Below are 20,339 nucleotides of genomic sequence, written 5' to 3' on the forward strand. Positions count from 1 at the left end.
ACCCTCACGGCTGCCGCGGCTCCTGCGGTCGGGCCCGGGTGGCCCGAGAACCTGGGACCCGGGGGACCCAGACCTACCCCAGGGCGCCCTGGGAACCAGGAGATCCCGGAGATCTCGGAAAACCCGGAGATCCCGGAGAATCCGAGGTCAGAACGGGAGCCCGGGCATACCGCCAAGCCCCTGGGCGAGCGGGCCGAGCTTCTGCTGCTGGAGCTCCTGCGCGGCGTGGTTGGCGTCACGGACGGCCGCGACGACCAGATCCGCGAGGGTCTCCGTGTCTTCAGGATCCACGGCCTTGGGATCGATGACCAGGCCCTGCAACTCACCGGAACCGTTCACGGTCGCCTTCACCAGGCCACCGCCCGAGGAACCCTCGACGGGAGTGCGGGCCAGCTCCTCCTGGGCCGCGGCGAGGTCCTGCTGCATCTTCTGAGCCTGCTGCAGCAGCTGCTGCATGTTCGGCTGGCCACCACCGGGGATCACGGCTTCGCTCCTGGCGCTCGACAGTCGTTCTCTTCGATAGCCCGAGCCTACGTGCTCCCAGAGCGCCTTGCTCTACGCCGTACGGAGGAGACGCGGCGGCGCGGGACGCGGGTGCGGGGCCCGCGCCTCCTACTCGTTGACGATCTCCTCGATCACCGTGGCGCCCAGCTCGCGGACGATCAGGTCGTGCCCGCTCAGCGCGGTGTCGTCCAGATCCGGATCGTCCTCGGCGGGCATGTCTTCCTCGAGCGAGACCCGAGGCGGCTCGGGCTCCCGGTAGGTCGCCGCGTCGGGGGGCGGGCCCGCGTCCGAGGAGCCGGACGGCGCGGAGGACGCGGACGGCGATGAGGGCGCGGCCGGAGGGGAGGCGGCGGGAGCGGACCGGGGCGCGGACTGGCGGGGCGGGGTGGACTGGCCACCGCCGCCGGTGCCTGGTCCGCCACCGAAGCCGCTACCGCCGGTGGCACCTCCGGCACCGGCACCGCCTCCGCCGTAGCTACCACTGCCGCTGCCTCCGCCGTAGCCGCCGGGACCACCCGGGCCGCCGGGGCCGCCGAAACCGCCCGGACCACCTGAGCCACCCGGACCGCCTGGGCCGCCGCCCTGCTGTCCGGCGCCGCCCGAGGGGTCGACGATCGCCTCGATCCGCCACTGCACCCCTATGGCGTCCTGAAGCGCCTGCCGCAGGACGTCCTCGCTGCCGCCGCCCACGAAGCTGTCGCGCGCGCCCGCATTGGAGAAGCCGAGCTGGAGGGTGGTGCCGTCGAAACCGGACACCGTCGCGTTCTGGCTCAGCAGGATCCAGGTGAAGCGGCGGCGGTTCTTGACCGCCTCCAGGATGTCCGGCCACATCTGTCGTACTTGTACGGCGCCCTGCGCCATGCTCGGCGCACCCGGCACGGGTGCGGAGGACCCGGACGCGGAGGACGCGGGCCCGGGCCCGGCGGCGGGGGCGGAAGGCGCGGTCGGGCCGCTCGGGGTGGTCGGCGCGGAGGGCGCCGCGGGTGGCTGCGCGGAGGGGCCGCCGCCCTGCCCCGGCGCGGTGGCCGTCGGCCAGCCGCCGGGCTGCCGGGCGGGCGCCCCGGCGCCCTGTCCACCGCCACCACCAGAGGCACCACCCGCACCAGAGGCACCGGAAGCGCCACCCGCACCCGCACCGGCACCGGCACCGGCACCGGACGGTCCAGCCCCGGAACCGGGTGCGGAGGCGGTGGGCCAGGCTCCGGGCCGCGATCCGCCGCCCTCGGCGGCCGGGGCCTGGGCACCCGACGGCCACGCTCCGGGCCGCTGCCCGCCACCGTCCTCCGGGGGCGCGGCCGCGGCCGGTGCACCACTCTGCTGTCCACTGTCTACGGCGCCGCCCTGGCCACCGCCCGCGGCGGGCCGTGCCCCGGCGGGCCACCCACCGGGCGCCTCGCCGCTCCCCGAACCCTCCGGCTCCCCCGGACCTCCTGGGGCCTGCCCCTGACCGGGCCCGCCCCCGGCCATCGCCGCACGCGCGGCGGCCGGACCGGAGGGCCCACCGGCGGGGGGGCCGACAGGAGCATGAGCGTCGGGCCCCGGTACGTACCCCATGGCGGCCCCGCCCCCCGCGACGCCGCCACCACCAACGCCCCCCAGGCCGCCCGCGAGGGCCCCACGCTCCAGCCGCTCCAGCCGCGACTGGACGGACCGCTCATCGTCGAAGGCGGCGGGCAGCAGCACCCGGGCGCAGATCAGCTCCAGCTGGAGCCGCGGCGAGGTGGCGCCGCGCATCTCCGTAAGGCCCTCATTGACCAGGTCCGCCGCGCGGCTCAGCTCGGCGCCGCCGAAGACCGACGCCTGCGCCTGCATCCGCTCCACCACATCGGCCGGAGCGTCGATGAGCCCCTTCTCCGCCGCGTCCGGCACGGCGGCGAGGATCACCAGATCGCGCAGCCGCTCCAGCAGATCGGCGACGAACCGCCGCGGGTCGTTGCCCCCCTCGATCACACGGTTGACGATCTCGAACGCCGCCGCCCCGTCGCTCGCCGCGAAGGCGTCCACGATCGAGTCCAGCAGCGAGCCGTCCGTATAACCGAGCAGTGAGGTCGCCATGGCGTACGTCACGCCGTCGTCGGCCGCACCCGCGAGCAGCTGGTCCATCACCGACATCGAATCCCGCACGGACCCGGCACCGGCCCGCACCACCAGCGGCAGCACCCCGTCCTCGACCGGAATCGCCTCGCGCCCGCAGACCTCCCCCAGATAGTCGCGGAGCGTCCCGGGCGGCACGAGCCGGAACGGATAGTGGTGGGTACGCGACCGGATCGTGCCGATGACCTTCTCCGGCTCGGTGGTCGCGAAGATGAACTTAAGGTGCTCCGGGGGTTCCTCGACCACCTTCAGCAGGGCGTTGAACCCCGCCGAGGTGACCATATGGGCCTCATCGATGATGTAGATCTTGTAGCGGCTGGACGCGGGCCCGAAGAACGCCTTCTCCCTCAGCTCACGGGCGTCGTCCACACCACCGTGCGACGCGGCGTCGATCTCGATCACATCGATCGACCCCGGCCCGTTCCGCGCGAGGTCCTGGCACGACTGGCACTCGCCGCACGGCGCCGGGGTGGGACCCTTCTCACAGTTCAGACAGCGGGCCAGGATGCGCGCACTGGTCGTCTTGCCACACCCGCGGGGACCGCTGAAGAGATACGCGTGATTGACCCGGTTGTTGCGCAGCGCCTGCTGCAGCGGGTCGGTGACATGCTCCTGCCCGATGACCTCCGCGAAGGTCTCGGGGCGGTAGCGGCGGTACAGCGCGAGGGACGACACGCTTACGACGATATCGGGGACCACGGACAACGGGCCCACCCCCGCCATCCCCACACCCGCTCACACCCACAGACGCAAGGGCCCCTCACGCACCCGCCAGAGCTCACTTACCCTTGCTGCCTTCCGGCCCTGGGGGAGTTCGGTGAGATAGCGCCACGTGAGGGGCTGGCCCCCACCCTAGCGGATAGACCGGGGCGGGAACGAGTTCGCAAGCACTCCCGATCGTCTTGTACAGTCTCCAGCGGAGGATTCGCCTAGAGGCCTAGGGCGCACGCTTGGAAAGCGTGTTGGGGGCAACCCCTCACGAGTTCGAATCTCGTATCCTCCGCCTCCGCCCAGCAGGGCAAGTGAAGGGCCCGACCGCATGTGGTCGGGCCCTTTGTGGTTTTGCGGCTCGGGCTCGGTGTCAGCGCCGACGGTGATCGGTGAGGGTGGGGATCGATGGGGCGGGCTTGTTGGTGGGGCGGGTGGTGGTGAGGAGGAGGGTGGCCAGGATGGTCTGGACTCCGATGATCATGGCCTGGGTCACGGGGGCCTTGACGTCCAGGAGGACCATCGTCGTGTTGACCGCGAAGTGCACCGCGATCGACGCGATGACGCCCGCGCGTTCGTAGGCGTAGGCGGTGAGCATGGCCATCGGGATGGTGCTGACGGCGAAGAGCACGCCGCTCGGGGACTTCAGGCCCAGTTCGTTCTGGACGGTTCCGTCGATGAAGAACAGCGGCAGGTGCCATACGGCCCAGATGGCGCCGAGTACCAGGCCGGCCCGGAAGCGACCCATCGACGCGCGCATCCTCGGGTAGGCGGTGCCGCGCCAGCCCGGCTCCTCGGACAGGGGGCCGGAGATCACCATGCTGACGAGGAACGCGGCGGGCCCGCCGGCGTCCTGCATGACTTCCTTCGCGTCGTTCCAGCTCAGCGCGGGACCGCCCGCGGGGTGTGCCAGCAGTGCGGCCGACAGCACGGTCGCCGAGGCCAGCGCCAGGAGCAGGGGTGCCCAGAACAGGGTGGTCCGCCGGATCCGGACCACATGTTCGGGGGCGGGCTCACCTCGGCGGCCGCGACGGACCCGGATCACCAGGGCGCCTATCAACGGGCCGAACGCACCGAAGAGGAAGGGCAGGACCGTGGGGGCCTGCTTCACCGATCCGCCGAGCCCGACCGCCGTGAACCACGACGCCCAGCTCACGCCGAAGGCGATGACCATGAACAGCGTCAGGTCGCTTCGGTGGCGGTCTGGGGATGAAGGGGCCGCAGAGGGGGCTACGGAGGGTGTGCATGTGTTTGAAGTAGGCATGCCAAATCTTTCGGTGTAGGTGTCCGTGGCGTCTTACGGGGGCTCGGGCGCGCGGGGGCTCGGGGGCTCGGGCGCTCGGGCGCCCGGGATCAGGACGGGCGCGTTCGTTCCTCGGCGCGCATCTGCCCGGGTGCCGCGCCCAGTTGGCGGGCCAGCCAGGCCGTGATGAGGTTCACGAGGTCAGGGTCGACCGGGTCGCGCAGGAGGCGGCGATAGGAGCGGAGGGTGTGGCGCCCGGGGTCGCGGCGCAGGATGTGCGTGAGGTCGGGCACGCGGTGGATCTCCGCCCCGCCCGGCACCAGTCGACGCATCTCGTCCAGGTCGGCGGGGTCCACCTGGAGGTCCTTGTCGCCGGTGACGGCCAGGACGGGCGCGTGGATGGCGACGAGGTCGGCACGGGTGTCGTGGGCGAGGTTCTCGCGCATCCAGCGGGCGTTGACCGGGAATCCGGCGATGCGCGCCACGTCCGTACGGGTCTTCTTGATCCGGGCGAGGACCCGGTTGCCCAGGGCCCCCAGGGGGCGGCGCAGGAGGCGGACGGGGGCGGGCAGGCCCTGGATGATCGAGCGGGCCTGCCAGCGCAGGGCCTCCTCGCCCCGACGGGCGTAACCGGCCAACAGCACCACCGCGCCCACGTCATGGCGTGCCGCGAGACTCATGGCGTGCAGGGCGCCTTCGCTGTGGCCGATGACGCCGACGGCGTCGGGGCGTACGGCGGGGTGCTCGGCCAGGGCGCTCAGAGCGGCGGCCGCGTCCTCGCAGTGGTCGGTGAAGCCGGTGGCCCGCCAGGCGCCGGGGCTGGCACGGGCGCCGTGGCGGTCGTAGCGCAGCACCGCGAAACCCTCCGCCGCGAGGGCGGCGGCCAGCGGTCGGCCCAGATTCATGGCGACCTTACGGGTGTTGCCGTCGCGGTCCAGGGGGCCGGAGCCGTGCAGAAGCAGGACGGCGGGGTGCGGGCCGGGGCCGACGGGCAGGGTCAGGGTGCCGGTCAAGGGGGTCCCGTCCACCGCGGTGACCGTCATGTCGATCTCGGGCAAGGCTCCGCCTCTCATTGTTCTCAACTACGAGAACGTTATCAGATGTGAGAGCATTGGAGTCATGCCAACCGCGAACCTTCTCCTCCATCCCGTCCGGATGCGCATCCTGCAAGCCCTGGTCGGCGCCGACGAACTGACCACCGCACAGCTGCGCGACCGGCTGCCCGACGTTCCGCCGGCCACGATGTACCGGCACATCGCGACCCTCACCCAGGCGGGCATCCTGGAGGTGGTTCACGAAAGGCAGGTGCGCGGCACCGTCGAACGCAGCTACCGGGTGCGCCAGGAGAAGGCCGTCGTGGACGCCGACGCCCGTACCGCCATGACCAAGGACGATCACCGGCAGGCCTTCACCGTGTTCACCGGAGCCCTGATGGCCGACTTCGACCGCTATCTCTCCCGCGACGATGCCGATCCCGCCCGCGAAGGTGTCGTCTACCGGCAGGGCGCGGCATGGCTGACCGACGATGAATTCGCCGAACTCGTCGAAGAAGTCGAAGCCGTCGTCGCCCGCCGCACCCACACCGCCCCGGGTGACGGCCGCACCCGCCACATCATCAGCTTCGTGGTCCTGCCCGACAACAATCCCACGGGGGCCGGGGCCGATACCGGGGCCGATACCGGAGGCTGAGCGATCCGGGGGCGTACTTCGAAAAACGCTTGGGCGGTCGCCCTTCGGGGGCGGTACGTTGGCCCGTATGACCAGCCATCGAAAGGGCCATGCCGCGTAGGCGCCCAGCAGCCCTGCGGGGCGACATTCCGACCCGTCTTCTGAGCCGTCGGCGGTATCCGCCGATCGACCGTCTCTCCGGTTCCTGCGCCGCCGATCTGCGTCGGCTCGAGCGCACCCGCTTCTGGCCCGAGGCGGTCGAGGAAGCCTTCTGGCACTGGCGGGCCCTGGCCCACGGTCCGCTCAGAGGTGTGACCAGTGCCTTCGGTGCGCCTCGATGCGGGCTTTATGAGTGTGGCTGCGACCCCGGGTACTTTCGCGGCCTCCTCGAGACCGCGCTCCACGCCCTGCCCAAGAAGAGCGCGCGCGAGCTGCGGGTGCTCGTCCTGGCACTCGACGCCAAGATCACGGCGAGGGCCGGGATCATCCGCGCGGACGCTCCGGACAGTCCGTGGTGGTGGGACGCATTCGAGGTTTCGAGGTGAGGCAGCACGTAACAGGAGCCGTCGCGCCCGCTCAGACGGTGCGGCGGTCGCGCCCGCTCAGGTTCCTGGACGCGCTGGAACGGGTGGTCGCGGGCGGTACGGCGCTGGACCCGGAGGTAGTCAAGGAGCTGATGACCCGGCGCCGGGACGATCCCGTGGACTCCTTGACGCCGCGCGAACGCGAGGTGCTGCACCTGATGGCGGAGGGCCGGGACAACACGACGATCGCCCGGTCGCTGGTGGTCTCGGAGCGCGCGGTCAGCAAGCACATCGGCAATGTCTTCGCCAAGCTGGGCCTGCCGCCGAGCGACAGCGGGCACCGACGGGTGCTGGCGGTCCTGGCGTATCTCAACAAGGGCGCGACGAACGAGGGGGAATCGGCGGACAGGCGGTGAGGACGGGGCCGGGGGCGGTGCTGGTCCCGGTCCCGGCTGGGGATCACGGCCCCGGTGGAGGCCCCGGCCCGGTCCCGGCTGGGGATCACGGCCCCGATAGCGTTCGCGGCTCCGGCGGGGATCACGGCGTCCGCCCGTCCAGGTCCTTGAGGACGCGGCGGATGTCGGCCGCCTCCGGCCGCTCCTGTCGCCAGACCAGCTTCCCCCGCATCAGGAACAGCGCCTCGTCGGCCCGGGCGGCGGCGAACGGGTCGTGGGTGACCATGACGACCGTATGGCCGTCACGGTCGACGGCCTGCCGCAGCAGCGTCAGCACCTCCTCCGCGGCGGCGGGGCCGAGCGCCCCGGTGGGCTCGTCGGCGAAGACGATGTCGGGCGAGGTCACCAGCGCGCGGGCGATCGCCACCCGCTGGCACTGCCCGCCGGACAGTTCGTGCGGCATGGTGCCGCCCCAGTCCCCCAGCCCGACCGCGGTGAGGGCCCGCAGATCCCGGCCGTCGACACTGTGGCCGCCGAGCACCAGCGGCAGGGAGACGTTCTCGGCGACGCTCAGCGACGGCACCAGGTGGTGCTCCTGGAAGACGAAGCCGATCCGCTCCCGCCGCAGCCGGGTCAGCGCCGCCGCGTTCAGCGGGGGCAACTCCGTGCCGCCGATGCGCACCGTGCCCGCCGTCGGCCGGTCCAGCCCGGCGGCGCACCGCAGCAAGGTCGACTTCCCGCACCCCGGGGGGCCCATCACCGCGAGGAACCGTCCGCGCGGCACCGCCAGATGGATGGGGTGCAGCGCCACGGCGCCCGGCCGGTACTCCCGGGTGACCCCGTCCAGGGTCAGCGCATGGTGCCGGGTCCCCGTCCGCTCCGCGGTGGCCGTCCCAAGGCCGCGCCACTGCCGGTTCATCTCTCCGCCCCTCCGTCGTCGCGCCGGGCGGAGCGAAGGGTCCGCCGGTCACGAAGAACGCTAGAGACGGGCGCGGCCGGGCGGGAGGGAGCGCGCTCCCCTACCGGTAGGGGTACGGGACTACGGCCCGGGGGTGGAGCTGGCTCCACCCCCGCTCGATCTCCGCAGGTCTGTCCCGTCTTCCCCAGTCCTCAGTCCTCCCCGGGCGCGCCGCCATGGTGAACCCCGCCGGGGACAAGATCCTGGATCCCCACAGGACCGGCATACGAGACAGAAGCCACAGAGAGGCACCAGGCACCCATGGACGTCAGCGCCCGTATCGAGGCCGTCTACGCGCAGATCGTGCACCGCAACCCCGGGGAGTCCGAGTTCCACCAGGCGGCGCGCGAGGTGCTGCCGGCGCTCGCCCCCGTGCTCGGCGCGCATCCGGAGTATCTGGAGGCCCGGATCGTGGAGCGGCTGTGCGAGCCGGAGCGGCAGCTCGTCTTCCGGGTGCCATGGGTGGACGACGACGGCGAGGTCCAGGTCAACCGGGGCTTCCGGGTGGAGTTCAGCAGCGCGCTCGGCCCCTACAAGGGCGGCTTGCGCTTCCACCCCAGCGTCGATCTGGGCATCGTGAAGTTCCTCGGCTTCGAGCAGATCTTCAAGAACGCGCTGACCGGCCTGGCCATCGGCGGCGGCAAGGGCGGTGCGGACTTCGACCCCAAGGGGCGCTCGGACGGCGAGGTCATGCGGTTCTGCCAGTCCTTCATGACCGAGCTCCACCGCCATCTGGGCGAGCACACCGATGTGCCAGCCGGGGACATCGGGGTGGGCACCCGCGAGATCGGCTATCTCTTCGGCCAGTACAAGCGGCTGACCAATCGTTTCGAGGCCGGTGTGCTGACCGGTAAGCCCGTCGCCTGGGGCGGTTCACCCGTGCGTACCGAGGCCACGGGGTACGGCACCGTCCACTTCGTCCAGGAGATGCTGCGCACCCGCGAGAGGGATTTCGACGGCCTTACGGTCGTCGTCTCCGGGTCCGGCAATGTGGCCCTCTACGCCATCGAGAAGGTCCACGCCCTCGGCGGGCGGGTGGTGGCCTGCTCCGACTCCTCCGGCCATGTGGTCGATCCGGACGGTATCGACCTCGCCCTGCTCAAGGAGATCAAGGAGGTACGGCGGCAGCGGATCTCCGCGTACGCCGACGCCAAGCCGGGTGCCGTCTTCTCCGCCCGCGGCTCGGTCTTCGAGGTGCCCTGCGGGGTCGCGCTGCCCTGCGCCACCCAGAACGAGCTGACGGAGCAGAGCGCGATCGCCCTGGTCAAGAACGGGGTCCTGGCCGTGGCAGAGGGCGCCAACATGCCCTGCACCCCGGCGGCGACCGAGATCTTCCGGGAGGCCGGTGTGCTCTTCGGCCCCGGTAAGGCCGCCAACGCGGGCGGGGTGGCCACCTCCGCGCTGGAGATGCGGCAGAACGCCTCCCGCGAGCGCTGGACCTTCGCCCAGACCGAGACCCGCCTCGCCGCCGTCATGACCGAGGTCCACACCCTGTGCCGTACCACCGCCGACCGCTACGGCTGCGCCCCCGACGACTACGCCCTGGGCGCGAACGCCGCCGGATTCATGCGGGTGGCTGAGGCGATGGCCGCCCAGGGCATCGTCTGAATCGACCGTCGGCTCATATCGTCTGAGCCGACCGCCGACTCATACGGAGGTCGGACGGCCATGGCTCACGCCGACGCCACATCCGCCACCCTGCGCACCGCGCCCAGCACCGGCTTGCGGAGCAGCAGCAGCGCCGCGTCGTCGTGGAGCCGGCCGCCCACGTGGGACAGCAGCTCGTCGTGGAGCGAGGCGAGGGTGCGGGACGGCTCGTCGCAGATGTGCCGCGGCACCCGTTCCAGCAGCGGGAAGTACGTCCGGCCGCGGTCCCGCGCCTCGATGACCCCGTCGGTGTAGAGCAGCAGTTGCTCGCCCTCGGCGAACGGCACCACCTGGAGGCTGGGCAGTTCACCGCCCAGCGAGGCCAGGCCGAGCGGCGGGGCCGGGCGGATGGGCTCCACCGCCGTGATCCCGGTCTCGCCGACCAGCAGCGGCGGGGCGTGGCCGCAGTTGACGAGCTCCATACGGCCCTCACTGGGGTATCCGGCGACCACGGCGGTGACGAAGTCGTCGGGCGCCAGGTTGCGGGAGAGGCTGCGCTCGATCCTGGCGACGACGTCGAGCAGGTCCGGCTCGTCGTAGGCGGCCTCGCGGAAGACGCCGAGCACCAGGGCGGCCGTGCTCACCGCGGGCAGCCCCTTGCCGCGCACATCGCCGACGATCAGCCGGACCCCGAACGGGGTCGGCAGCAGGGCATAGAGATCGCCCCCGACCCGTGCCTCCGCGGCGGCGGCGCTGTAGCGGACCGCCACCTGGAACTGGCCGACCCGGGCGGGCACCGGTGTGAGCAGGGCGTTCTGGGCGGCCTCCGCGACCGAGCGTACGGCGGCGAGGACCTTCTCACGGCGTCTGCGCAGGGCGCTGGCCCCACAGCTCGCCAGGGCCACGGCGGCGGGCGTGGCCAGCATGATCGCCTGGGTGCGCACCGGTTCATCACCCTGGGTGCCCAGCAGCGCGCCCACCGCCACCGCGAGCACCCCGATCCGGATCACTCCGTACGGTCCGCAGTGGGCGGCGGCGAGCGCCGGTCCGACGGCGAGCAGTGGCAGCCAGGCCAGTCCCTCGGAGGTCACGAGGGCGAGCAGGGCCACACCACAGATGATGATGACGGGGACCGCGCGGGCCATGAGCCCGGGGCTGTCCGGTTGATCAGGGTCGTACGGGCGGAGTCGGGCCGGGAACATGACCTGCTTCGCTGCTCTCTCTCCACGGGGGCAAGTGATACCGGGGGATGCCGGGCGATACCGGGCGGGGATGCCGGGGCGATATCGGGGGATACCGGAGTGATGCCGGGGGGATACGGCGATATCCGTTTCATCCAGAGAAACAGCGATTCGATAGATCCGGCAAGACCCGCGATTTCAGATAGTGAGCGAGAGGTTCCTGCTCACCCGGCTCGCCGTCGGCACCAGGCGGGTCCGGAACAGCTCCCGGTACGGATCGGCCTTCGTCAACCGGGCCAGCCGGTCCACCCCCAGCGAGACCCCGAGCGAGCCGAGCCGGTCCCCGTAGCGGATCGGCACCGCGAAGCAGACCGTGCCCACGGCGTACTCCTCCAGGTCCGCGACCAGGGGACTTCCGGTCGGGGAGTCCAGGCGGCGCAGCAGGTCGTCGGAGCGGGTGACGGTGCGCGGGGTGAGGTCGACGAGCGGATGGCGGGAGAGGTAGTCGTAGCGCGCCTCGTCGTCCAGCTCGCGCAGTACGCACTTCCCCAGCGCGGTGGCGTGCCCGGCCTCCTCGCACCCCACCCACAGATCGACCCGGGGCGCCTGCGGGCCGTCGACGATGTCCGCGATCCGGATCTCGCCCTCGTCGTAGAAGGTGAGGTACGCGGCGGCGGAGAGCTCATCGCGCAGCGCGGCCAGGGTGGGCCGGACCCGGGCGAGCACCGCCTGCTCACGGCTGCCGGACTCGAGGGCCCGCAGCTTGTCGCCGATCACGAAGCCGCCGTCGTCCAGCCGGGACAGATAGCCTTCGTGGGCCATGGTCCGCAGCAGGTGGTACGTGGTGGCGAGCGGCAGCCCCGTCTCCCGGGCGAGCCGCTTGGCCGGGGCACCGCCCTCGTGCGCGCCCACTGCCTCCATCAACCGGAAAGCCCGCTGTACGGATGAGATCAGCGTAGGCGCCGTTTGAGCACCCATATATCCAGCTTGCTCCTGCTATGACCGGATGGGCAAGATCTGATCTCGCAGGATGCGATCCCCATGGAGACGCGCGCGAGCACGAGCGAGGCCGCCGACCGGTGTGGTCGGCGGCCTCTCGGGGGCGGTGTGGTGCGCCGCGGTCAGCCCGGGGAGAGCCGGCCGCGCCAGGCGCCCTCCGCCTCACCGCGCTGTTCGATGAAGTCCTTGAACCTCTGCAGGTCCCCCTTCACCCGCCGGTCGAGCGTCCCGGTCATGTCCGCGGCCTTCTCCGCCATCCCGCTCGGCTCGAAGACCAGCGCCAGATTGACCCGGGTGTGGAGCTCGTCCAGGTGCTCGAAGGTGACCAGGCCCTGCTGCTGGACGTCACCGGAGGTGGTGCGCCAGGCGATGCGCTCGTCGGGGAGCTGATCCACGATCTCGGTGTCGAACTCCCGGTGCACACCGGCAATGGAGGTCGCCCAGTGGTTGTGGCGGTCGTCCACCTGGGTGACCTGGTCCACGCCTTCCATGAACCTCGGGAACTCGGTGAACTGCGTCCACTGGTTGTACGCGGTGTGGAGCGGAACCCCAACCTCGACGGACTCCCGAACGGTGCTCATCGGTGACTCCTTTCGACGTTGTCGCGTCGCGCACCACGGCGGGTTTCCGGGACCGCCGAGCCGAAACATGCTCCGGGGGGCGTGCGCTACTCGATCTCCGCCGGGCGCCGCCGCCAGTGCCCGGTGGCCCGCTCGAAGGCATGGCCGACCTGGAGGACCGCGAAGTCCGCCCGGTGCGGCCCGACGATCTGCACCCCGACGGGAAGCCCGCCGGGCGTGAACCCGGCCGGTACGGACAGCGCGGGGCTGCCGGTCGCGCTGACCAGATACGCCGAGCGCATCCAGTCCAGATAGTCGTCCATGGCCACCCCGGCGACCTCGGTCGGGTACTCGATGCCGACGTCGAAGGGCACCACCTGGCTCACCGGGAGCAGCAGCACGTCAAAGCGGCCGAAGAACTCCCGGACGCGGTGGTAGAGCAGGGTGTGCAGCACCTCCGCGCGGCCGATGTCCGGCCCGGTGAGCTTGCGCCCCTCCTCGGCGTTCTCCCGGATCGTCCGCTTCAGCCCGGCGGGGTGGCGGTCCATGAGCGCGCCGAAGGCGACCTCGAAGGCCGAGGCGCGCAGCGTACGGAAGACCTCATCGGCCCCGGTCAGGTCCGGGCAGTCCCGCTCCACGACGCAGCCGAGGCCGGTGAAGACCTCCGCCGCCGACTCGACCGCCGCGACCACCTCGGGTTCGACCGGCACCAGCCCCCCGAGATCCGGCGACCAGGCCACCCGCAGCCCCGTCAGATCGCGGTCCAGGGGGCGGGCGAAGCGGGCGCCTGGCTCCTCCAGGGCGATCGGCGACCGGGCGTCGGGCCCGGCGATGGCGGACAGCAGCAGGGCGGCGTCGGCCACCGTACGGGCCATCGGCCCCTTGACGCCGAGGGTGCTCCAGGCGGTCAGGGAGGGCCAGTTGGGGACGCGCCCGGGCGAGGGGCGCAGACCGACGACATTGCAGAACGAGGCCGGGTTGCGCAGCGAGCCGCCGGTGTCGCTGCCGTCCGCGACCGGGACCATGCCGGAGGCCAGCGCGGCGGCCGCGCCCCCACTGCTGCCGCCGGCGCTGCGGCCCAGGTCGTACGGGTTGTGGGTGGCGCCGAAAAGGGGGTTGAAGGTGTGCGAACCGGCGCCGAACTCGGGCACGTTGGTCTTGCCGAGGGTGATCGCCCCGGCGGCCCGTATCCGTTCGATCAGCAGATCGTCCTCGTCGGGCACGCCGTCGGCGAGCGGTGAGCCATGGCTGGTGCGGATGCCCGCGGTGTTGTGGAGGTCCTTGTGGGCGATCGGCAGCCCGTGCAGCGGCCCGGGCTCCTCCCCCGCCGCGATCCGCTCATCGGCCTGCCGGGCGGCCTCGCGGGCGCGGTCCGCGACGAGGGTGACGATCGCGTTGACGGCCGGGTTGACCCGTTCGATGCGGGCCAGATGGGCGTCGAGGAGTTCGCGCGCGGACAGCTGGCGGGAGCGCAGCAGCGCGCTGAGGTCCAGTGCGGTCCTGAAGCAGAGGTCGTCATCCGTCGTGGTCACGGTCGCTCGCCTTCCTGGATGGTCATCGCCGCGCGGGGCGGGTCGTCGGACCCTGGGCGCGGACTCCATGGTTGGCGAAACGGCCGGGCGCCAGAACCCGCGCGGCCGAGGTGCCGAGCCCGGTGGGCCCGTGCCAGGGGGCCACCGGCCGCGCTCCGGTCCCGGCGCCCGGCACGATCCCGGTCCCCGTGCCCGTCAGGGCCCCGGCCCCGTTCCCCACCGGCCGCCGCTGGACGCGGACCAGCTCCTCCTCCCGGTAGCGCGGGACCTCACGGTGCCAGTTGAGGATCCCGGACATCCAGTCGCGCAGCTCCTCCACATAGCCGTCCATCGCCGCCCGGGCCTCCGGATCCAGGCCGAAGTCGTCGTACAGCACCGGGAACTCATGGGCCGCGACATGCTCGAACTGCCGCATCCGGGACGTCATCAGATCGTTCACGACGGCGACCCCGGTCGGATAGTCGCAGTCGAAGAAGTTCTGGACGACGAGGACGCCGTTGTGGACCTCACCCTCGAACTCGATCTCCTTCTGGTACGAGAAGACGTCGTTGAGCAGCGTCGCGTAGTCCATGGCGGCATTCTCCAGCGACCGGACCGGGCCGCTGCGGGAGAGCTCGGGCGGCACCCGGCGTCCGCGCGCCAGTCGGCACAGGCTCATGGTGAGGTCGGAGCCGAAGGTGTGGCGACGCATCTCGATGTAGTCGACCGGGTCGGGGATCCGGTTCTTCGCGTGGTTGGCCAGCTCCCACAGCCAGCTGGCGGTCATGTTCTCGATGGCCTTACGGAGTTCATGGCGCGCCGAGTCCTCCATGGGGCCCGCCGTACGGCTCCACAGGTCGGCCAGCGAACGCTCCAGCGCGTTCGCCGGGGCCGGGGTGGGGCCCGCGTCGAGCGGCATGAACGCCCCGAGCCGGGCGTTGCAGACCCGGGCCCCGGCCAGGTCGTGGGTGGGGCCGAAGACCGCCGGGTAGTAGTCGTCCGCGTAGGTGCCCCAGGCCAGCCAGCCCGACGCCAGATCGAGCTCGTCCAGGGAGCCGTCCGGGTGAATACCGGCCGCGCACAGCGGCAGGTCGGCGGCGAGCATCCGCCGCTCGTCCCAGACGTACGAACCGGGGACGCCGGGCTGCGGTCCGAGGATGCCCATCCGGTGTGCCCACTCGGCCAAGTGATCGCGGGCGGTGGGCAGATGCGGATTGAGCCGGAGGGTGAACGGCATGAAGAAGTCCGGCAACAGGGACGGCCCGGTCTTCCGGAACGGAACATGGCTGAACCTGCGGGTCCGGGCCGCCTCCGCCCGGCCCGTGGTCGGCGGCGGGCTGGCCGCGGAGACGCCGAGGCCGCTGAGCGCGAACGGCGACCACGCCGGGGCCTCGTCCGGGCGGTCCGTAGCGTCCGGGCCGTTCGTACCGCCCGGACCGCCGGCACCATGTGCGCCATTCATGTACCGGCTGGAGCGCATATGCCACTCATGGCCGCCGGACTGCCAGTCCTGGAGCCCCTTGACATAGGCGAGGACCCCCGCGCAGGCCGCCGGGTCCAGTCCGTGCTCGGCGAAGAGCGGCCCGAGCTCGGTGAGGGCGGTGTCCTCGAACTGCTGCAGCCGCGAGGTGAGCAGCTCATTGACGGAGTCGGCCGCCTCCTGGGTGGTGCAGCACAGGAACGTCTCCAGGACCAGGACGCCATTGCTGAGCTCGCCCTCCTCCTCGATCTCCCGCTGGTACGAGAACAGGTCGTTGCGCAGGTGCACCGCGTCCGCGAAGGCGTCCCGCAACACCCGCATCGGCCGCGATCCGGCGATCACCTCCGGCACCTCGGCCCCCACGGCATGCTCCACCAGCCCGGCCGACCAGGGCGCGCCGCCGACCTTACGGCGCATCTCGATGTACTCGACCGGATTGGGGACCCGGTCGATGTTGATGTTCGAGAGCTCCCAGAGCGATTCGTTGAGCAGCTGCTCGGTGGACTCCCGGAACCGCGCCCGCCAGTCCGGCGACATCGAGGGCACCGTCCGCGCCCACAGGTCCGCGAGCCCCGCCTCGACCGGGTTGGCGGGCTCGGGCAGCCCGGCGGCCGGATCCATCGGCATGAAGGCGGGCAGCCGGTCGAGATACGCCTTACCGGCCGCACGGTCCTGGGAGCGCTTGAACGTCTCCAGGAAGTGGTCGTCGAAGAAGAACACCCACACATACCAGTCGGTGACCAACGAGAGCTCCGCATCGGAGCAGTCGGGGTGGGTGTACGCGCACAGCAGGGCGTAGTCGTGGGCGTCGAGATCGTCCTGCTCCCAGATCCCCGAGCCCTCGAGCATGCCCATCGCGCGGGCCCACCGGGTGGAGTGCTCCCGTGCCGCCCGGACATGGGGGTTCAGCCGCGCCGGATACGGCATGTAGAAGTCGGGGAGTCGAAAGGGCTGTGTCACCGCGGGTCCGGCACCTCTCCGTGCGACGGTGGCCCGTAGTCGCCGTACGGCTACGGACCGGGGTCGGCTACGGGCTACCCAAGCCGCAACTGGCCTATCCGAAAGCCCAATTAGTCACACAAGTGAGCCCCAAAGGGCTCAGCTCTCGCGTACGACGGTTTACACGCGTCCCAGCACATCCGCCGCCTCCCCGACTTGGGAACTTCTTTACCTCTCCGATCAGTTCACTCAGTGCTGAAGAGGGGCCGATTCACGCGGCCTTGACCGACCCCGCCTGCTAGCTTCTACACAACTGTAGATCCTAACGACCCTATGGAGTGTGAGTGGCCATGGCCCTGTGGGACCGCATCAGAGAGTCCGCCCAGACGATGCAGACTCAGCTCGTCTCGAAGAAGAACGACCTGAAGAGCGGCGCCTTCCGCGACGCGAGCATGGCGATGTGTGCCCTGGTGGCGGCGGCGGACGGCTCGGTCGATCCGTCCGAGCGGCAGCGCGTCGCCCAGCTGATCGGCACCAACGAGGTGCTGCAGAACTTCCCGGCCGACGATCTGCAGCGCCGCTTCAACGACTACGTCAACAAGCTCACCGCGGACTTCGAGTTCGGCAAGGTGAGCGTGATGCAGGAGGTCGCCAAGGCCAAGAAGAAGCCCGCCGAGGCGCGCGCCGTGATCCAGATCGGCATCGTCATCGGTGGCGCGGACGGCGACTTCGACAAGACCGAGCAGGCCATGGTCCGCGAGGCGTGCTACACGCTGGAGCTCCCGCCGGCCGAGTTCGACCTGTAAGACGGGGCGAGGCGTAACGGCCGTAAGGGCGCGATCCGTGCCCAACAGCTCCGCGCCTACAGCGGGGTCGCGGCGTGCAGGACGAGGACCAGGGCGACCGCCGCGTTCGCCGAGGACAGCGCGGACGCGGCGGTGCCCACCGCCGCGATCCACAGGGCAAGCCCCGCCGCCGTCCACGTCGGCGGCCAGCGCCGGGACGGCTCCACCGGCTCAAGCAGCGCCGCGACCCTGCGCGGCACCGGCCCCGGCGCGGCGAACCCGGCGAGCGCCGCCCCCGGCGCGCCCCGGGAGACCAGGGCGGCCTTGCCGACCGCCCGCGCCGTGACCCGGCGGTCGCCGACCTCCCGGGCCGCCTCCTCGTCCGCCCAGCGCTCGGCGCAGTAGTCCACCGCGGCCCGCAGCGGCCGCAGCAGCGGGTTGGCCCGCGCCGCGAGCTGTGCGGCCAGCAGAAAGCGGTGGTGGTGCGCGGTCAGATGGGCGCGCTCATGCGCGATCAGGGCGCGCCGCTCACGGGTGCTGAGGCTGTCCAGCATCCCGGTGGAGACGACGATCCGGCCCGGCGTCCCCGTTCGCCCCGAGGTCCCGGGCAGCGCGTACGCGTACGCCCGGTCGTCCGGCAGCACCGCGACCGGCGACTCCGGCAGCCCGGCGAGCGCCAGCCGGGCGTCCCGCCGCACCCGGCCGTGGCGCAGACAGGCGGCCGTACAGGAGACGGCCACCGCCAACAGGGCGCCGATCGCCACCTTCCCGGCCACCGCGTCAAAGGGCACCGCGGCCCGTACCTCCGGATCCGACCAGCTGTCCGGCAGCGGATTGCCGGGCAGCTGCGCCGTGCCGACGACCATCAGCAGCCCCAGGCACAGCGTGGAGCACACCGCGAGGACGGTGCCGACGAGCGTCAGCAGCCGGGTGGCGGTGCGCGGATGGAGATGTTGCTCGGCGAGCCGGGCGATCGGCAGCGCCGTCAGGGGCAGAACCAGCGGGAGGAAGACGAAGACACCCATCGGTCAGCCCTCCGGCTCCTCCGCCGCGTCGCTCAGCAGGTCGCGCAGCAGCCGCTCGTCGTCCTGGGTCAGCCCGGTCACAAAGCTGGCCAGGACCGCCCCGCGGTCGTCCTGGCCGTCCAGCACCCGGCGCATCCGCAGCGCCGCGAGGCCCGCCTCGTCCGACGCCGCCCGCCAGACGAAGGAACGGCCCGCGCGTTCCCGCGTCACGGCCTGTTTGGCGTGCAGCCGGGACAGGATGGTCATGACCGTGGTGTAGGCGAGCTCGCCCTCGATCCGCTCCTGCACCCACGCGGCGGTCACCGGCCCCGGCGCCCGGCTCAGCGCCACGAGCACCTGCGCCTCCAGTTCGCCCTGGCCGCGCCGACGGGGGCGGCGGGGCCAGCCGGGCCCGCCGGTCCGGTCCTGGTCCATCGCACCGTCTCCTTCCCCAACCGCACCCGCCCGGGCGCGCGGCGCTCCATCGTAGCGAGCGGGCCACGGCCGTACGTCCGCCCCTTTGGGCTGGTCGTACGTCCGCCCTTGGGGCTGACCGTACGTTCGCCCCTTTGGCCTGGCTGTACGCGCGGGCCCGGGCCGCCTCACCGATGCTGAGCAGGGGGACGGCCCCGACGGAGGAACGCACTCAGCCATGACGCAGACGCAAGGCTCGCTCGTACGGCAGATCACCGACTACGCCCATCGAGCCGACCCGTACCCGATCTACGCCGAGCTGCGCAAGACGCCCGTGGTGCACGACGAGGAGGGGCCGTACATCGTCTCCACCTACTGGGAGATCCACGGTCTGCTGCACGACCCCCGGCTCAGCTCCGACGCGCGCAACCTGGACCCCCGGGCCGCCTCGGAGCCGCCCGAGGAGGATGATCCGGGGCTGCCGCCCAGCTTCCTGCGGCTGGACCCGCCCGAGCACGACCGGCTGCGCCGGCTCGCGACGGCGCCCTTCGGCCCGCCGCACACCCCGCGACGGCTCCACGAGATGCGCGGTGAACTCACCCGTATCGTCGGCGAGCTGATCGACGGCTTCGACGGGCGGGACCGGATCGATCTCGTCGACCACTTCTCCTACCCCTTCCCGGTGACCGTGATCTGCCGGCTGCTCGGGGTGCCGCGGGAGGACGAGCCGCGCTTCCACGCCTGGGCCGACACCCTCGCCGCCAGCCTGGACCCCGGCCCGGACGCGGAAGCGGGCACGGACACGGGCGCCGATGTCGCCGAGCGGCGGCGGATCACCCGGCAGGCCCGTACGGAACTGGCGACGTATCTGTCCGAGCTGATCGAGGAGCGCCGCCGCGCACCCGGCGACGACATGCTCTCGGCCCTGGTCGGCGAGCAGGGCCCGGAGGGGCGGATGAGCCGGGTGGAGCTGCTGAGCACCGCGGCGCTGCTGCTGGTGGCGGGGCACGAGACCACCGTCAACCTGATCACCAACGGGATGCTGACCCTGCTGCGCAACCCCGATGTGCTCGCCCGGCTGCGCGAGGATCCCCATCTGGTCGTCCCGCTGGTGGAGGAGTTGCTGCGGTTCGATCCGCCGGTACAGATGCTTCCCCAGCGCACCCCGCTCTCGGAGATCGACATCGCGGGCGTGACCATCCCCCAGGGGGCGTCCGTCTGGCTGCTGCTGGCCTCGGGCAACCGCGATCCGCAGCGGTTCCCCGACCCCGACCGGTTCGATCCGCAGCGCAGGGACAACCAGCACCTCGGCTTCGGCAGCGGCGTCCACAGCTGCTTCGGCGCCCCGCTGGCCCGGCTGGAGGCGCAGATCGCGCTGACCGAGCTGGCCCGTCGGCTGGACGGGCCCCGGCTGCTGGAGGATCCGCCGACCTACCGGCGGAACGCGGTGCTGCGCGGGCCACGGCATCTGCCGCTCGCCTTCGAGGGACTGCGGCCGAACCGGACCGCGCACCGCAGCCCGAACGGATCCCCGAACGGGTCCAGGCATGGATACCCGAACGGGTCCCCCAACGGGTCCCCGAACGGGTCCCGGTGACAGCGGGGTCCAGCAGCCACGGAGCGGCGCGGCCGACCGCGGAGCCCAGCCGCCCCGGACCAGTCCAGCCGACCCCGGAGCTCAAGCGGCCGGGACCGGCATGGCTCACCGGCCGCGGAACGCGCGCGCTCTCGTCCCGGCCGCGCCCCTCCCGCCCCTGCCCCTCCCGCCCCTGCCCGTCCCGGCCC

Annotated in this window: 17 protein-coding genes, 1 tRNA gene, 1 other RNA gene and 1 pseudogene; 7 read left to right on the top strand and 13 right to left on the bottom strand. The window is 72.0% G+C overall.

What is annotated here, in order from left to right; genetic code table 11:
• Positions 1 to 147: 147 nt before the first annotated feature.
• From VT50_RS32225 to ffs, 3 genes are all read right to left on the bottom strand, one after another.
• A complete protein-coding gene (locus VT50_RS32225) occupies positions 148 to 483 on the bottom strand; it encodes a YbaB/EbfC family nucleoid-associated protein (protein ID WP_046088052.1) in 336 nt (111 codons plus the stop codon).
• Between the two features lie 129 nt (positions 484 to 612).
• The gene (locus VT50_RS32230) at positions 613 to 3,273 is read right to left on the bottom strand and encodes a DNA polymerase III subunit gamma and tau (protein ID WP_046088061.1); all 2,661 of its coding nucleotides are present in this window, start codon (positions 3,271 to 3,273) and stop codon (positions 613 to 615) included.
• Between the two features lie 74 nt (positions 3,274 to 3,347).
• Positions 3,348 to 3,442: signal recognition particle sRNA small type (gene ffs / locus VT50_RS32235), an RNA gene on the bottom strand.
• A 74-nt stretch (positions 3,443 to 3,516) separates the two neighbouring features.
• Between ffs and VT50_RS32240 the strand changes: the two genes are divergently transcribed.
• Positions 3,517 to 3,601: transfer RNA gene (locus VT50_RS32240), tRNA-Ser, on the top strand.
• A 78-nt stretch (positions 3,602 to 3,679) separates the two neighbouring features.
• Here the strand turns inward: VT50_RS32240 and VT50_RS32245 are convergent.
• Together VT50_RS32245 and VT50_RS32250 are read right to left on the bottom strand one after the other, a co-directional pair.
• On the bottom strand, positions 3,680 to 4,480 hold the full coding sequence (locus tag VT50_RS32245) for a CPBP family intramembrane glutamic endopeptidase (RefSeq protein ID WP_078840830.1): 801 nt from the start codon (positions 4,478 to 4,480) through the stop codon (positions 3,680 to 3,682).
• Between the two features lie 179 nt (positions 4,481 to 4,659).
• Entirely contained in the window at positions 4,660 to 5,607 is a 948-nt protein-coding gene (locus VT50_RS32250) for an alpha/beta hydrolase family protein (RefSeq protein ID WP_046088050.1), read from the bottom strand.
• 61 nt (positions 5,608 to 5,668) lie between these two features.
• Here VT50_RS32250 and VT50_RS32255 point away from each other — a divergent pair, with 61 nt between their 5' ends.
• The 3 genes and pseudogenes from VT50_RS32255 to VT50_RS32265 all read left to right on the top strand — a co-directional run.
• Complete coding sequence (locus VT50_RS32255; RefSeq protein WP_046088049.1) at positions 5,669 to 6,238, top strand: helix-turn-helix domain-containing protein; 570 nt, start codon at positions 5,669 to 5,671, stop codon at positions 6,236 to 6,238.
• Positions 6,239 to 6,327: 89 nt separating this feature from the next.
• A complete protein-coding gene (locus tag VT50_RS32260) occupies positions 6,328 to 6,762 on the top strand; it encodes a hypothetical protein (RefSeq protein ID WP_046088048.1) in 435 nt (144 codons plus the stop codon).
• A 56-nt stretch (positions 6,763 to 6,818) separates the two neighbouring features.
• Positions 6,819 to 7,157, top strand: a pseudogene (locus tag VT50_RS32265) (response regulator transcription factor); the annotation flags it as partial.
• A gap of 121 nt (positions 7,158 to 7,278) precedes the next feature.
• On the opposite strand, the gene VT50_RS32270 reads toward VT50_RS32265, so the two are convergent.
• The gene (locus VT50_RS32270) at positions 7,279 to 8,055 is read right to left on the bottom strand and encodes an ABC transporter ATP-binding protein (protein ID WP_046088047.1); all 777 of its coding nucleotides are present in this window, start codon (positions 8,053 to 8,055) and stop codon (positions 7,279 to 7,281) included.
• A gap of 300 nt (positions 8,056 to 8,355) precedes the next feature.
• Between VT50_RS32270 and gdhA the strand changes: the two genes are divergently transcribed.
• Positions 8,356 to 9,702, top strand: coding sequence for an NADP-specific glutamate dehydrogenase (gene gdhA / locus VT50_RS32275; RefSeq protein WP_046088046.1), 1,347 nt, complete (start codon positions 8,356 to 8,358; stop codon positions 9,700 to 9,702).
• A gap of 65 nt (positions 9,703 to 9,767) precedes the next feature.
• On the opposite strand, the gene VT50_RS32280 is transcribed toward gdhA, so the two are convergent.
• From VT50_RS32280 to VT50_RS32300, 5 genes are all read right to left on the bottom strand, one after another.
• Complete coding sequence (locus VT50_RS32280; RefSeq protein WP_046088045.1) at positions 9,768 to 10,826, bottom strand: PP2C family protein-serine/threonine phosphatase; 1,059 nt, start codon at positions 10,824 to 10,826, stop codon at positions 9,768 to 9,770.
• A gap of 234 nt (positions 10,827 to 11,060) precedes the next feature.
• Positions 11,061 to 11,840 carry an IclR family transcriptional regulator gene (locus VT50_RS32285; RefSeq protein WP_046088044.1) on the bottom strand — a complete coding sequence of 260 codons (780 nt, stop codon included), beginning with the start codon at positions 11,838 to 11,840 and terminating at the stop codon, positions 11,061 to 11,063.
• Positions 11,841 to 11,983: 143 nt separating this feature from the next.
• Positions 11,984 to 12,442 (bottom strand): SRPBCC family protein, encoded by a 459-nt coding sequence (locus tag VT50_RS32290; RefSeq protein WP_046088043.1) that lies wholly within the window; start codon positions 12,440 to 12,442, stop codon positions 11,984 to 11,986.
• Between the two features lie 86 nt (positions 12,443 to 12,528).
• Positions 12,529 to 13,953 (bottom strand): amidase, encoded by a 1,425-nt coding sequence (locus tag VT50_RS32295; protein WP_046088042.1) that lies wholly within the window; start codon positions 13,951 to 13,953, stop codon positions 12,529 to 12,531.
• Between the two features lie 22 nt (positions 13,954 to 13,975).
• Positions 13,976 to 16,372: a terpene synthase family protein gene (locus tag VT50_RS32300; protein ID WP_240529394.1), complete on the bottom strand. Its 2,397-nt coding sequence runs from the start codon at positions 16,370 to 16,372 to the stop codon at positions 13,976 to 13,978.
• Between the two features lie 329 nt (positions 16,373 to 16,701).
• On the opposite strand from VT50_RS32300, the gene VT50_RS32305 reads away from it, so the two are divergent.
• A complete protein-coding gene (locus VT50_RS32305) occupies positions 16,702 to 17,157 on the top strand; it encodes a tellurite resistance TerB family protein (RefSeq protein ID WP_046088041.1) in 456 nt (151 codons plus the stop codon).
• A gap of 56 nt (positions 17,158 to 17,213) precedes the next feature.
• Here the strand turns inward: VT50_RS32305 and VT50_RS32310 are convergent, their stop codons facing one another.
• Together VT50_RS32310 and VT50_RS32315 are read right to left on the bottom strand one after the other, a co-directional pair.
• Positions 17,214 to 18,161 carry a M56 family metallopeptidase gene (locus VT50_RS32310; protein ID WP_046088040.1) on the bottom strand — a complete coding sequence of 316 codons (948 nt, stop codon included), beginning with the start codon at positions 18,159 to 18,161 and terminating at the stop codon, positions 17,214 to 17,216.
• Between the two features lie 3 nt (positions 18,162 to 18,164).
• Positions 18,165 to 18,575 (bottom strand): BlaI/MecI/CopY family transcriptional regulator, encoded by a 411-nt coding sequence (locus VT50_RS32315; RefSeq protein ID WP_046088039.1) that lies wholly within the window; start codon positions 18,573 to 18,575, stop codon positions 18,165 to 18,167.
• A gap of 217 nt (positions 18,576 to 18,792) precedes the next feature.
• On the opposite strand from VT50_RS32315, the gene VT50_RS32320 reads away from it, so the two are divergent.
• A complete protein-coding gene (locus tag VT50_RS32320) occupies positions 18,793 to 20,151 on the top strand; it encodes a cytochrome P450 (protein WP_079343933.1) in 1,359 nt (452 codons plus the stop codon).
• Positions 20,152 to 20,339: the final 188 nt, after the last annotated feature.

This window comes from Streptomyces antioxidans (genome assembly GCF_000968685.2).
Classification (GTDB): Bacteria; Actinomycetota; Actinomycetes; order Streptomycetales; family Streptomycetaceae; genus Streptomyces; species Streptomyces antioxidans.